A 13,234-nucleotide genomic window follows, 5' to 3' on the forward strand; every position below is an offset into this window, starting at 1 on the left:
GGGCAAACGGCTGGGGGAGAATCCAACCAAAGGAGCCGTTGAAACAGGATGTATCAGTGCGCGATGGCCACCGCTTCCGGTTGCCAGCCGCCGCCCAGGGCCTTGTAGATCGAGACAATGCCGCGGTACAGCTCGACCTCACCCTGTGCTTGCGCGTCTTCAGCGCTAAGCCGTTCGCGTTCGGCATCCAGCAGCACCAGGTAGTCCACCGTGCCTTCGCGATAACGAATCGAGGCCAGTTGCGCCGCTTTGCGGCTGGCGTCGCTCTGGCGCATCAGCGACAACAGCCGCTGCTGGGTCTTGTCGTAATCGCTGAAGGCGTTGGCCGATTCTTCCAGGGCCAGCAACACCTGCTGTTCGTAGTTGGCCAATGCCCCTTCGGCATCGGCCTTGGCACCGCGCAGGCGGGCCCGCACGCTGCCCAGGTCGAACGCCGCCCAGGTGATGCTCGGGCCCAGCGCCCAGGCATTGGCCGCCGAGGAGCCGAGCTGCGATCCCCGCGCGGCGGTAAAACCAAGGAAGCCGCTGAGGCTGACGCGGGGGAACAGGTCGGCCGTGGCCACACCGACGTTGGCGGTGGCGGCTGCCAGCTGGCGTTCGGCACTGCGGATGTCGGGGCGGCGGCGCAGCAGTTCACCCGGGTCCCCCACCGGCAGGGCCTTGGCGATGGCCGGCAGGGCTTTAGGCGACAGGTCTACGCTGAGCGCGTCGGGGCGCTGGCCGAGCAGGGTGGCGATACGGTGTCGCGCCCGGGCCTGTGCGGCCTGCAGCTGCGGCACGGTGGCTTCTACCCCGGCCAGGCGCGCATCGGCGCGAACCACGTCGAGGTCGTTGCCGACGCCGGCATCGCGCAGGGTTTCGGTGATGCTGCGTGATTCCTGCTGGGTCTTGAGGTTGGCCAGGGCGATGTTCTCGCGCAGCTGCGCACCTCGCAGTTGCCCGTAGGCATCGACCAGCTCGGCGATCAGGCTGACCTGCAACTGCTGCAGGTCGGCGGCGGCCGCCCCTTCCTGAGCTTCGCTGGCCTCGATCTGGCGCTGGATCCGGCCGAACAGGTCGAGCTCCCAGGCCATGTCCAGGCCCAGGTCGTAACGCTCGCTGTTCACCCGGTTATCCGCCTGGCCAGGAATCTGGCCCTTGCCGATGTCGCTGCTGGCGCGGCTGGTGACTACCGGCAACTGATCGTTCTCGGCGTCTTCACGAATCGAGCGGGCCGACTTCAGGCGGGCGAAGGCCACGCGCAGATCCCGGTTGCCCTCCAGCGAAGCCTGCACCAGCTGGTTCAGCACCGGGTCGTCGAACTGCTTCCACCACAGGCTTTCGAAGCGGCTGCGGTCATAGGCCTTGGCCTGTACGTCACCACTCAGCTGCGCAGGCTCGGTGGCTGGCGCCTTGTAGTCCGGGCCGACTGCACAGGCGGCCAGGGCCAGTGCCAGCAGGCTTGGGGTCAGGGGTTTGAGCAGGTTCATGCGTGGTTCTCCAGCACTTGCACGCGCTCGGCCTTGCGGGCCTGGCGACGCTCGACGAAACGGCGAATCAGGAAGAAGAACACCGGGGTCAGGAACAGGCCGAACACCGTCACGCCGATCATCCCCGAGAACACTGCCACACCCATGGCATGGCGCATTTCCGAGCCGGCACCGGAGCTGAACACCAGTGGCACCACACCCATGATGAAGGCGATCGAGGTCATCAGGATCGGCCGCAGGCGCAGTCGGCAGGCCTCCAGCACCGCCGCCAGCGGGTCGAGGCCCTTGGCTTGCTCATCCTTGGCGAACTCGACGATCAGGATCGCGTTCTTGCATGCCAGCCCCACCAGTACAATCAGGCCGATCTGGGTGAAGATGTTGTTGTCGCCACCCGACACGATCACACCGGTGATGGCCGACAGCAGGGTCATCGGCACGATCAGGATCACCGCCAGCGGCAGGCTCCAGCTTTCGTACTGGGCGGCCAGCACCAGGAAGGCCAGCAGCACGCACAGCGGGAACACGAACAGCGCGGTATTGCCCGAGAGGATTTGCTGGTAGGTCAGGTCGGTCCACTCGAAGGTCATGCCGTTGGGCAGTTCCGCTTTCAGCAGCTTCTCGATCGCAGCTTCCGCCTGGCCGGAGCTGTAGCCAGGGGCTGCTGCACCGTTGATTTCAGCGGTGATGAAACCGTTGTAGTGCATCACCCGGTCCGGCCCGGAGGTGTCGCTGACCTTGAGGAAGGTTGCCAGCGGGATCATCTCGCCCAGGTTGTTGCGCACCTTCAGCTGGCCGATCTGCTCGGCATCAAGGCGGAACTGCTGCTCGGCCTGGACGTTGACCTGGTAGGTGCGGCCAAATCGGTTGAAGTCGTTGGTGTACAACGAGCCCAGGTAGACCTGCAGGGTATCGAAGATGTCGTTGATCGCCACGCCGTGGGTCTTGGCCTTCTCGCGGTCGATGGCGGCATCGACCTGCGGTACGTTGACCTGGTAGCTGGTGAACAAGCCCGCCAGTTCCGGCACATTGTGGCTCTTGGCGATGATGTTCTGGGTTTCCTTGTACAGCGCTTCGTAGCCCAGGTTGCCACGGTCTTCGATCTGCAGGCGGAAGCCGCCGATGGTGCCCAGGCCTTGTACTGGCGGTGGCGGGAAGATCGCGATGTAGGCGTCCTGGATGTCGGCGAACTGGGCATTGAGCGCCGCCGCAATGGCCGCTGCCGACTGGCTCGGGTCCTTGCGCTCGTCGAACGGTTTGAGCGGGGTGAACACGATGCCGCTGTTCGGGCTGTTGGTGAAGCCGTTGATCGACAAGCCAGGGAAGGCCACCGAGTCGGCCACGCCAGGTTGTTTCAAGGCAATTTCGCTCATGCGCTTGATCACCGCTTCGGTGCGGTCAAGGCTCGCTGCATCCGGCAGTTGGGCGAATGCCACCAGGTACTGCTTGTCCTGCGACGGTACGAAACCGGTCGGGGTAGACGAGAAGCCCAGGTAGGTCAGGCCCATCAGGCCGGCATACACGAACAGGGCGATGCCGCTGGAGCGGATGACCCGGCGCACGCCGCCAACATAGCCATGGCTGGCGCGGTCGAAGAAGCGGTTGAACGGGGCGAACAGCCAGCTGCCCAGCAGTTTTTCCAGGAACCGAGAGAAACGGTCCTTGGGTGCATGGTGGTCCTTCAGCAGTACGGCAGCCAGCGCTGGCGACAGGGTCAGCGAGTTGAACGCCGAAATCACCGTCGAGATGGCAATGGTCAGGGCGAACTGCTTGTAGAACTGCCCGGTAAGACCGGAAATGAACGCAGCAGGCACGAACACGGCGCACAGCACCAGGGCGGTGGCGATGATCGGCCCGGTGACTTCGCTCATGGCCTTCTGCGTGGCTTCCAGCGGTTTCAGGCCCAGGCCGATGTTGCGCTCCACGTTTTCCACCACGACGATGGCGTCGTCCACCACGATACCGATGGCCAGCACCAGGCCGAACAACGACAAGGCGTTGAGCGAGAAGCCGAACAGGTGCATCACCGCAAAGGTACCAATCAGCGACACGGGCACGGCCAGCAGCGGGATGATCGAGGCGCGCCAGGTCTGCAGGAACAGGATCACCACCAGCACCACCAGCACCAGCGCTTCGAACAGCGTATGCACCACAGCTTCGATGGAGCCGCGCACGAATACGGTCGGGTCATAGACGATGCTGTAGTCCATGCCCTCGGGGAAGTCCTTCTTCAGCTCGGCCATCTTCGCCCGCACTTCGTCGGAGATCTCGATGGCATTGGAGCCTGGGCGCTGGAAGATCGGGATGGCCACGGCGGGCTGGTTGTTCAGCAGCGAGCGCAGGGCGTACTGGCTGGAACCAAGCTCGACCCGGGCGATGTCCTTCAGGCGAGTGATTTCGCCATCGGCGCCAGCACGGATGATGATGTTTTCAAACTCTTCCTCGTTGACCAGGCGGCCTTGGGTATTGATCGACAGCTGGAAGCTGGTCGAACCCGGGGCAGGCGGGGCGCCCAACTGGCCGGCGGCCACCTGACGGTTCTGCTCGCGGATCGCTGCCACCACATCACTGGCAGTGAGGTTGCGCGAAGCGGTCTTGTTCGGGTCCAGCCACACGCGCAGGGAGTAGTCGCCCATGCCGAACAGCTGCACGTCGCCCACGCCGCCCAGGCGCGCCAGCTCATCCTTGATGTTGAGGATGGCGTAGTTGGACAGGTAGAGCATGTCGTAACGGTTGTCCGGCGAGGTCAGGTGCACGACCATGGTCAGGTCGGGCGAGGCCTTGTCGACGGTGATACCGATGCGGGTGACTTCCTCGGGCAGCTTGGGCTGGGTGCGGGTGACGCGGTTCTGCACCTGCACCTGGGCATTGTCCAGGTCGGTACCCAGAGCGAAGGTGATGGTCAGCGTCAGCTTGCCGTCAGCGGTGGACTGGGAGGACATGTACAGCATGTTCTCGACACCGGTGATGGCCTGCTCCAGCGGCGCGGCGACGGTTTCGCCGATCACTTTGGGGTTGGCCCCGGGGAAGTTGGCGCGCACTACCACGGTGGGCGGCACCACTTCGGGGTATTCGCTGATCGGCAGCTGGAACAGCGAGATCGAACCGGCAATCAGCAGTATCAGCGACAGCACCGCGGCGAAGATCGGCCGGGTAATGAAGAATTTCGAGAAGTTCATCGGAGTGGTCCCTTAACCGCGTGGCGCTTGGGCGCTGGCGGCTTTTACAGTGTTGCCCGCCACTTTCGGCGCCGGGTTGCTGGCCTCCAGCGCCTGGCGCTGCTGGGCGAGGGCGGCGAGGGTCTGTTCGCTGGCCATCGCGGTTTCTTCCGGGGTGACTGCCGAGCCAGGGCGCACGCGCTGCAGGCCCTTGACCACGATGCGGTCATCCTTGCCAAGGCCGCTGCGCACGATGCGCAGGCCTTCGAGCTTCGGCCCCAGCTCCACGGCGCGGTAGGCGGCCTTGTTGTCCTTGTCCATGACCAGCACGAACTTCTTGCCAAGGTCGGTGCCCACGGCTTCGTCGTTGATCAGCACGGCGTCGTATTGGGCGCTGCCCACCAGTTTCAGGCGTGCATACAGGCCCGGGGTGAACTGGCCGTCGCGGTTGTCGAACACCGCGCGGCCACGGATGGTGCCGGTGCGCGGGTTGACCTGGTTGTCGACGAAGTTCATCTGGCCCAGGTGCGGGTTGCCGGTTTCGTTGGTCAGCCCCAGGTACACCGGGGTGCTCTGGCCACGCTGGCCTTCACGGGCCAGCTGGGTGTACTTGAGGTACACGCGCTCGTCGGCGTCGAAGTAGGCGTAGACCTTGTCGGTGGACACCACGCTGGTCAGCGGGGTGACATCGGCGCTGACAATGTTGCCGGCGGTGAACTGGGCGCGGCTGACGCGGCCACTGATGGGCGCGGTGATGCGGGTGAAGCTGAGGTTCAGGCGCGCCAGGTCGAGCTGGGCCTGGATCGCATCGACGCCGGCTCGGGCCTCGGCAGCGGCGCTGCTGCGCGATTCGGCCAGCTCGGCAGAAATGGCGTTGCTGTCACGCAGGCGCTCGCCGCGGCGGGCTTCGTTGGCGCTGCGGATGGCGGTGGCCTTGGCCTGTTGCAGCTGGGCTTCAAGGCGGCGCACCTCGGCCTGGAACGGGCGCGGGTCGATCTGGAACAGCAGGTCGCCTTTCCTGACCTGGGCGCCCTCGGTGAAGGCTACCTGATCGATCTGGCCGGAGACCCGTGGGCGTACTTCGACGGTTTCCGGGGCTTCGAGACGGCCGGTGAACTCGTCCCATTCGTTGATCGGTTGTTCGAGCACTTTGGCCACGGTGACTTTTGGCGCGGCGGGAGCCTGCACGGCGTCGGGGGTTCGACCGCAAGCGCTGATCACCACCACTGCCAGGGCAGCGAGGGGGAAGCGCAAGGGTTTGAGTGATTGTTCCATGGAGAACTCCGCCAATGTATTAGTAGTGGGCGGAGTGTGAGTGTGTTGCGCGCAAGGCACGAATCGAACGGGCCGAAGGTTAATATCACGCTGAATGATAGGTGCGGATCATTCACCGACGCCACGCATGGTCGGGGCTGGCGATTCAGTGAATGCTCGACGCCAGCTCAAAGATCGGCATGTACATCAGGATCACGATCAGGCCGATCAGCAGGCCGATGAAGGTCATCAGCAGCGGCTCGAACAGTTTGACGAACCATTCCACCCAGCGGCCGATTTCCTGGTCATGGAAGTCGGCGCAGCGCTCCAGCATCTCGCCCAGGTTGCCAGACTGCTCGCCTGCGCGCAGCAGCCGCAGTGATACCGGCGTGACCAGTTGCCCGGCTTCAAGTGCATCAGACAGCGGCAGCCCTTCGCCCACGCGCTGGCTGGCCTGTTGCAGGCCCTGCGCCGCCGCGCTGCCGAGCAGGCCACGGGCCATGCCCATGGCGGTGAGGATGGGGATACCGCCTTGCAGCAGGATCCCCAGCGAGCGATAGAAGCGCGCCAACTCGTACATCATCAGGCGCTGGTGCAGTGCCGGCAGGCGCCGCAGCTGGCAGGACGCCCAGCGTCGCACCCGTGGGTGGCGGCGCAACAGCCACAGCGCCGTGACCCCACCGACGGTGCCCAGGGCCAGCGGCAGTTGCTGGGCATGCAGGAACAGGCCGATCTGCATCAGCACCCGTGACAGCCAGGGCAATTCGGTGCCCATGCCTTCGAACACCTGGCTGAAGCGTGGCACCACGTAGCCCAGCAGGAACAGCACCACGCCACCTCCCACCAGCAACAACAGCATGGGGTACACCGAGGCCCCCACCAGCTTTTGCCGCACCAGGTCCAGGCGCTGGCGGTAGCTGATGTAGCGGGCGAGGGCATCGCCCAGCGCGCCGGTGCGTTCGCTGGACTGCACCAGCGCCACGTACAGTGGCGGGAACACCCGTGGCTGCTGGCCCAATGCCTGGGACAGCGAGCGGCCTTCGTACAGCTGGCGTACCAGCTCGCTCAGCACTTTGCGCGCTGCGGCAGCGGGGGCCTTTTCTGCAAGGCTTTCCAGTGCGTCGATCAGCGGCAGGCCGGCGTTGAGCAGGGTAGAAAGCTCCTGGCTGAACAGCACCAGGTCGAACGCGGCCTCGCGGCGCCAGGCCATGCCGCGCAGGGCACCGCCCTGGCCGCGCAGGCTGAGCACACGCAGGCCCTGTTGTTCGGCCTGGCGCCGGGCCTGGTCGGCGTCATCGGCGTCGATCTGCAATTGCACCACGCCCTGTCTGCCCAGGGCCTTGAGGCTGTAGCGCATGGCCGCTCTCCTTACTGCCAACTGGTGATTTCGGCGTTTTCCCCGTCGCCGCCGGGCTGGCCATCCTTGCCCATCGACAGCAAGTCGTATTCGCCGCCGTTCTCGCCGGGTTGCCGGTAGATGTACGCGCGGCCCCATGGGTCCTGCGGCACGGCCTTCTGCAGGTACGGGCCGGTCCAGCGGGCCTCGCCACTGGGGGCGACCACCAGGGCCTGCAGGCCTTGCTCACTGTTGGGGTAGTGGCCGACCTCCAGGCGGTACAGGTCCAGGGCCTTGCTCAACCCCTCTATCTGCGCCCGCGCCACCTTGGCCTCGGAGCGCCCGAGCTGGCTGAAGTACTTGGGCGCGACGATGCCGGCCAACAGGCCGAGCACCACCAGCACCACCAGGAGTTCAAGCAGGGTGAAGCCACGTTGCGGGTTGGTTCTGCGCTGCATGATGAAACCCTCCACTGCATGGGAACACGCGTTTCCAGCCACCATGCAACAGCCGTGCACGTCTGCCTCGGGGCCTTGCGCCATGCGGCACAGGAAGCGGCACAGTGCTTGCGTCGTGGTCATCGACCTCGGGTTTTCCGGGGCATTTCCCCCACATCGGGGGCCACGACGAAGAGGCGACCGACATGCGTGGACTCATCCTTGGTTTGATCTGGCTGACGGCAGGTGCTGCCCAGGCCGATGTGTATATTTCCATCGATGCCAAGGGCGGCTACGTACTGACCAACGTCCATCGACCCGGGCGCCACTACGAAAAGGTGATCAGCGAGCCGCTGGCGCTGGCCGGCCCGGCCAATGCACAGATGATCACCGGGCGGCCGTACGCCGAGGTGGTCGCGGCGGCGGCGAAGGTCCACAACGTACCCCAGGCGTTGTTGCATGCGCTGATCAAGGCCGAATCGGGCTACAACCCCAAGGCCCGCTCGCGGGCCGGTGCGGTGGGGTTGATGCAGCTGATGCCGGATACTGCCCGCGAAATGGGTGTGGAGGACCGGCTGGACCCGGAAGACAACGTGCAGGGCGGTGCGCGATACATCAAGCGCATGCTCACGCTGTTCGACAACGATATCACCCTGGCCGTGGCGGCCTACAATGCCGGGCCGGAGGCCGTGCTGCGGCGCGGTGCTGTACCGCCTTTTGCCGAAACCCGGCGCTATGTACCGACTGTGCTGAGGGAGTACCGCAAGCTGCAGGGCCTGGCAGATGATTCGCCGCTCTGAGCCAGCGGTGAGTGCACAGCCTGGGTAATACCCTTCGGCGGGCGCCATTAATTTAATACCATGGTCCCCCCAACTCTGGGCTATAACCTTCTCAAGGTGCCCAGCTGTGGAGTCCGCCATGGACATCGCCCCTCGTTCCGACGCTATGGATGTGCCTGCCGGTAGCGAGCTGGCCGCCCCGCGCAAGCCGTTCAACCTGCTGCGCTGGTACGCCTGGGTTAGCCTGGCCATCATTCTTTCGGTAGCCGCCGGGCTGGGGCTGATTTCCAGCCGGTTCATCATCGACGAAAGTGTCGAGCGCGACGCCTTGCTCACCGCGCAATTCATCACCTCCATCGCCGACGCCGAAGTGCGCCACGTGTCGATCCCCAATGTGCGCACGATGGGCGAACTGCTCGACCCGCGTACCGACCACATGGCCCTGCCGGGTGTCGACCCTGATGCCCGGCGCAAGGCCCGCGGCGAGTTCCTCGACCACATCGCCCACCTGCCGGACATGCTGCTGGCCAACATCTATGCCCCGGACCGCACGGTGATCTGGTCCAGCAACCCGGCGCTGATCGGCAAGCTGATCGACGCTGACGACGACCTGGATCGGGCGTTTGAATACAAGATGCGGGTCTCGGCCAGCTACCACAACTTCGAGCAGGCCCGCGCCGAGCAGAAATTCGTGACGCCGCCCGAGCAGTTGTTCATCGAAAACTACATTCCGCTGTTCGACGCCGATGGCGACCACGTTATGGCCATGGTCGAGATCTACAAGGAACCCCACGACCTGATCGTGCGCATCGAGCATGGCCTGATCCTGATCTGGCTGGCGATCACCGTCGGCGCGGCGCTGGTCTACATCGGCCTGTACGGCATCATGCACCGCGCAGCGCGGTTGCTGGCGGTGCAGCAGAAGCGCCTGATCAACAATGAAACCTATGTGGCGCTGGGCGAGGTGTCATCGGCGGTGGCCCACAGCCTGCGCAACCCGCTGGCCAGCATCCGCTCCAGTGCCGAACTGGCCCAGGCGTTCGACGAAGGCCCGGCGCAACGCAATGTCAACGACATCATCAGTCAGGTCGACCGCATGTCGCAGTGGATCCGCCAGATGTTGCAGTCGCTGCGCCCGCTCAACGATGAAGCCGTGGCAGTGGACTTGCCACAGGCATTGCAGGAAAGCCTGCAGACCTACGCCGTGCCGTTGGCGCGCGGCGGCGTGAGCCTGGACCTGCAGCCGTTACCGGCGGTGCAGGTGCTGGGCCACCCGGCGTTACTGCGGCAGATCTTCAGCAGCCTGATCGCCAATGCCCTGGAGTCGATGGAGCAGGGTGGGCGGCTGCGTATCGAGGTGGTGCGCCAAGACCGGAGCAGCCTGATCCTGCGCCTGTCAGACAATGGCAAAGGCATGAACGAAGCGCAGCAGCGCATGGCCTTTCGGCCGTTTTTCACCACCAAGCAGGGTGGTCTGGGCGTGGGTCTGGTGCTGGTCAAACGCATCATGGAGCGCTTCGGCGGCACGGTACGGCTCAGTAGCAGTGAAGGCCACGGGACGCGAGTGTCGTTGAACTTTCGTTTGGCAAAAAGCACCTAGAGGCATTAACTATGTTCGCTAACTAGTTGATATATATGCTTTTACTGGTTTTGGGGTGAAAAGTACCCAATTGTGGGGCATTGACCTCCGAGTATTTTTAATAAAACGCGGTAACCGGCTGAAAAATATGCCTATTGGTCTTTCAGTATCGGGCTGGCTGATTTTTTGCTACGTGATTGACCAAGCGCAACACGCGATGAATGGCAGCTGCGGCTGCCCAAGCGGGATGCTCTCAAACGGCTACTGCCATTTGGCCTTGATGCATTTCTGAACGGACGCCCTGCGCGGGAACCACGCGATGCAGATGCTGGAAAACGAAGCTTCCGACAAGGCCAGTGCGACCCCCAGCGGTCTCGCCGTGCCATTGCGTGAATTCAACCTGTTGCGCTGGTTTTCGGTCATCAGCCTGTTGATCATCACTGCGGTGGCGGGTGGCCTGGGTTACGTCTCGACGCGCTTCGTGGTACGCGACAGCGTACAGCGCGATGCCATGCTCACCGCCCAGTTCATCCAGGCCATGGCCCAGGCCGAAGTGCGCCACTCGCAGTTGCCGCCAGGCACCACCATGGGTGAGTTGCTCGACCCGCGCCTGGACCAGCAGCACCTGCAGGTCCGCCCGGCGCTGGCCGAGTCGACCCGGGTCGAGTTCCTCGACCATGTCGAGCACCTGCCGGATACCTTGCTGGCCAACGTCTATGCCCGCGATCGCACCATTGTCTGGTCGACCAACCCGGTGCTGATCGGCAAGCGTATAGAAGCCGATGGCGACCTGGACCGCGCCTTCCGCTCGCGCAAGGCGGTGTCGGCCAGCTACCACAAGGCTGAGCAAGGTCGCGAAGAGCAGAAGTTCCAGAGTGAGCCGCAATACCTGTTCATCGAGAACTACATCCCGCTGTTCGACAGCCAGGGCGAGCAGGTATTGGCCATGGTGGAAATCTACAAGGAACCGCAGGACCTGATCCGCCGCATCCAGCGCGGCTACGTGCTGATCTGGGCCTCCACACTGGTAGGCGGGGCACTGATCTACTTCGGGCTGTTCTGGATCGTGCGCAGGGCGGCGCAAATGCTGAGCTTGCAGCAGGACCGGCTGGTGGCCAGCGAAACCTACGTGGCGCTGGGGGAAATGTCCTCCGCAGTGGCGCACAGCCTGCGCAACCCGCTGGCCAACATCCGCTCCAGCGCAGAGCTGGCCCAGGAAATCGCCAACCCTGCCGCGCAGAAGAACATCACCGACATTATCAGCCAGGTCGACCGCATGTCATGCTGGGTACGCGACCTGCTGGTGTCGTTGCGCCCGACCAGCGACGAGGCCGAGGCCGTGGACCTGGTGGCTGCCATCGAGGACACCCACGTGGCCTTCTTCCAGCAGATCGAGCGCAACGGTGTGCGCTTTCACTTCGAAGGCCCTGACGTGCAGTGGGTCGCCAGCCAGCCGCTGCAGCTCACCCAGATTCTCAACAGCCTGTTCTCCAACGCCCTGGAGGCCATGCCCTCCGGTGGCATGCTGACCGCCCAGGTCAATGTGCAGGAAGGCCAGCGTGCCGAGTTCGTGCTTACCGACACCGGCAAAGGCATGAGCCAGCAGCAGGAACGCATGGTGTTCAAACCGTTCTACACCACCAAGCAGGGGGGGCTCGGTGTCGGCCTGGCCCTGGTCAAACGCATCATGGAGCGGTTTGGCGGCTCGGTCAGCCTGAGCAGCCGGGAAGAGGAAGGAACCCGCGTCAGCCTTACATTCAATATCGCAGCGGGAGGGGACCATGGAGCACAGCATCCTGGTAGTCGAGGATGATGAAATCCTCGCCGACAACGTTCGTACCTACCTCAGCCTGAAGGGCTTCGAGGTCACAGTGTGCCATAGCGCGGAGCTTGCGCTGGAGCAGATCAAGCGGGCTCAGCCCGACGCGGTGCTCACCGACAACTCGCTACCCGGCATGAGCGGGCACGACCTGCTGCGCACGCTGGTGGCCCAGGCGCCGGACCTGAAGGTGATCATGATGACGGGCTACGGCAACGTCGAAGATGCCGTGCAGGCCATGAAGGAGGGCGCCTTCCATTACCTGACCAAGCCGGTGGTGCTGGCCGAGCTCAAACTGACCCTGGACAAGGCACTGGCTGCCGAGCGCATGGAGCGCACGCTGACGTTCTACCAGGAGCGCGAGGCGCAGAAGTCCGGGCTGCAGGCGTTGATCGGTGAGTCGCCGGCCATGCTCAGCCTCAAGCACACCCTGCGCCAGGTGCTGGATGCCGAGCGGCGCATGGCCAGCGACGACCTGCCACCGGTACTGGTCGAAGGCGACACCGGCACGGGCAAGGAGCTGGTGGCCCGTGCCCTGCATTTTGACGGCTCGCGCAGCAAAGGGCCGTTCATCGAATTCAACTGCGCCTCGATCCCCGCCAACCTGTTGGAGGCCGAGCTGTTCGGCCATGAAAAGGGCGCATTCACCGATGCCAAGGAGCGCCGGGTCGGCCTGGTGGAAGCGGCCGACGGCGGCACCCTGTTCCTGGATGAGATCGGCGAGATGGACCTGGTGCTGCAGGCCAAGCTGCTCAAGTTGCTGGAAGACCGCAGCATTCGCCGGATCGGCGCGGTGAAGGAGCGCAAGGTCGACCTGCGGGTGATCAGCGCTACCAACTGCAACCTGGAGCAGATGGTGCAGCAGGGCAAGTTCCGCCGCGACCTGTTCTTCCGCCTGCGCATCATTGCCTTGAAGGTGCCGCGCTTGCATGCGCGTGGGCAGGACGTGCTGATGCTGGCACGGCACTTCCTGGCTCACCACGGCCGGCGTTATGGTAAGCCGAACCTGCGGTTTTCTGCCGAGGCCGAAAGCCTGATGCTCAGTTACACCTGGCCAGGCAATGTGCGCGAGCTGCGCAACATGCTGGAACAAACCGTGCTGCTGGCCCCGAACGAGGTGGTGCAGGCGCATCAGTTGAACCTGTGCATGACCTTGATCGACGAGCCGCTGGTGGCGCAGCCGACTGCCACGGTGTACGAAATGCCGCGGCATGATCCGGAGCCTGGGACAAGCCTGCCAGACATGGAGCGCGACCTGGTGTGCAAGACCCTGGACCGCACGGACTGGAACGTTACCAAGTCGGCGCGAATGCTTGGGCTGTCGCGGGACATGTTGCGTTACCGGATCGAGAAACTCGGGCTTACCCGGCCTGACAAGCGGCAGTGGTGAGAGAGGGCTGCTATGC

9 protein-coding genes are annotated in these 13,234 nt (G+C 64.3%); 4 read left to right on the plus strand and 5 right to left on the minus strand.

Annotated features, from left to right (window positions below):
* Window positions 1-53: 53 nt before the first annotated feature.
* The 5 genes from AC5O5I_RS12590 to gspG form a co-directional block, all read right to left on the minus strand.
* A complete protein-coding gene (locus tag AC5O5I_RS12590) occupies window positions 54-1,469 on the minus strand; it encodes an efflux transporter outer membrane subunit (protein WP_494512663.1) in 1,416 nt (471 codons plus the stop codon).
* Window positions 1,466-4,645, minus strand: coding sequence for an efflux RND transporter permease subunit (locus AC5O5I_RS12595; RefSeq protein WP_172287276.1), 3,180 nt, complete (start codon window positions 4,643-4,645; stop codon window positions 1,466-1,468). Before AC5O5I_RS12595 ends, AC5O5I_RS12590 begins: the two co-directional genes overlap by 4 nt.
* A gap of 12 nt (window positions 4,646-4,657) precedes the next feature.
* Window positions 4,658-5,899, minus strand: coding sequence for a multidrug efflux RND transporter periplasmic adaptor subunit MexE (gene mexE / locus AC5O5I_RS12600; RefSeq protein ID WP_494512664.1), 1,242 nt, complete (start codon window positions 5,897-5,899; stop codon window positions 4,658-4,660).
* A gap of 145 nt (window positions 5,900-6,044) precedes the next feature.
* Complete coding sequence (locus tag AC5O5I_RS12605; protein ID WP_172230153.1) at window positions 6,045-7,235, minus strand: type II secretion system F family protein; 1,191 nt, start codon at window positions 7,233-7,235, stop codon at window positions 6,045-6,047.
* Between the two features lie 11 nt (window positions 7,236-7,246).
* Window positions 7,247-7,672: a type II secretion system major pseudopilin GspG gene (gene gspG / locus AC5O5I_RS12610; protein WP_014861762.1), complete on the minus strand. Its 426-nt coding sequence runs from the start codon at window positions 7,670-7,672 to the stop codon at window positions 7,247-7,249.
* A gap of 185 nt (window positions 7,673-7,857) precedes the next feature.
* On the opposite strand from gspG, the gene AC5O5I_RS12615 reads away from it, so the two are divergent.
* From AC5O5I_RS12615 to AC5O5I_RS12630, 4 genes are all read left to right on the plus strand, one after another.
* Window positions 7,858-8,451, plus strand: coding sequence for a transglycosylase SLT domain-containing protein (locus AC5O5I_RS12615; protein ID WP_494512665.1), 594 nt, complete (start codon window positions 7,858-7,860; stop codon window positions 8,449-8,451).
* A gap of 118 nt (window positions 8,452-8,569) precedes the next feature.
* Window positions 8,570-10,030, plus strand: a complete 1,461-nt coding sequence (locus AC5O5I_RS12620) for a sensor histidine kinase (protein ID WP_172230159.1) — start codon at window positions 8,570-8,572, stop codon at window positions 10,028-10,030.
* A 298-nt stretch (window positions 10,031-10,328) separates the two neighbouring features.
* Window positions 10,329-11,822 carry a sensor histidine kinase gene (locus AC5O5I_RS12625; protein WP_494512666.1) on the plus strand — a complete coding sequence of 498 codons (1,494 nt, stop codon included), beginning with the start codon at window positions 10,329-10,331 and terminating at the stop codon, window positions 11,820-11,822.
* Complete coding sequence (locus AC5O5I_RS12630; protein WP_172225772.1) at window positions 11,791-13,218, plus strand: sigma-54-dependent transcriptional regulator; 1,428 nt, start codon at window positions 11,791-11,793, stop codon at window positions 13,216-13,218. The genes AC5O5I_RS12625 and AC5O5I_RS12630 overlap by 32 nt, the downstream gene beginning before the upstream one ends.
* Window positions 13,219-13,234 lie beyond the last annotated feature (16 nt).

Source organism: Pseudomonas sp. 9_2_1 (assembly GCF_059295275.1).

Coding starts and splice junctions, on each gene's coding strand:
- AC5O5I_RS12590 (WP_494512663.1), bottom strand. CDS start 1,469: ATGAACCTGCTCAAACCCCTGACCCCAAGCCTGCTGGCACTGGCCCTG.
- AC5O5I_RS12595 (WP_172287276.1), bottom strand. CDS start 4,645: ATGAACTTCTCGAAATTCTTCATTACCCGGCCGATCTTCGCCGCGGTG.
- mexE (WP_494512664.1), bottom strand. CDS start 5,899: ATGGAACAATCACTCAAACCCTTGCGCTTCCCCCTCGCTGCCCTGGCA.
- AC5O5I_RS12605 (WP_172230153.1), bottom strand. CDS start 7,235: ATGCGCTACAGCCTCAAGGCCCTGGGCAGACAGGGCGTGGTGCAATTG.
- gspG (WP_014861762.1), bottom strand. CDS start 7,672: ATGCAGCGCAGAACCAACCCGCAACGTGGCTTCACCCTGCTTGAACTC.
- AC5O5I_RS12615 (WP_494512665.1), top strand. CDS start 7,858: ATGCGTGGACTCATCCTTGGTTTGATCTGGCTGACGGCAGGTGCTGCC.
- AC5O5I_RS12620 (WP_172230159.1), top strand. CDS start 8,570: ATGGACATCGCCCCTCGTTCCGACGCTATGGATGTGCCTGCCGGTAGC.
- AC5O5I_RS12625 (WP_494512666.1), top strand. CDS start 10,329: ATGCAGATGCTGGAAAACGAAGCTTCCGACAAGGCCAGTGCGACCCCC.
- AC5O5I_RS12630 (WP_172225772.1), top strand. CDS start 11,791: ATGGAGCACAGCATCCTGGTAGTCGAGGATGATGAAATCCTCGCCGAC.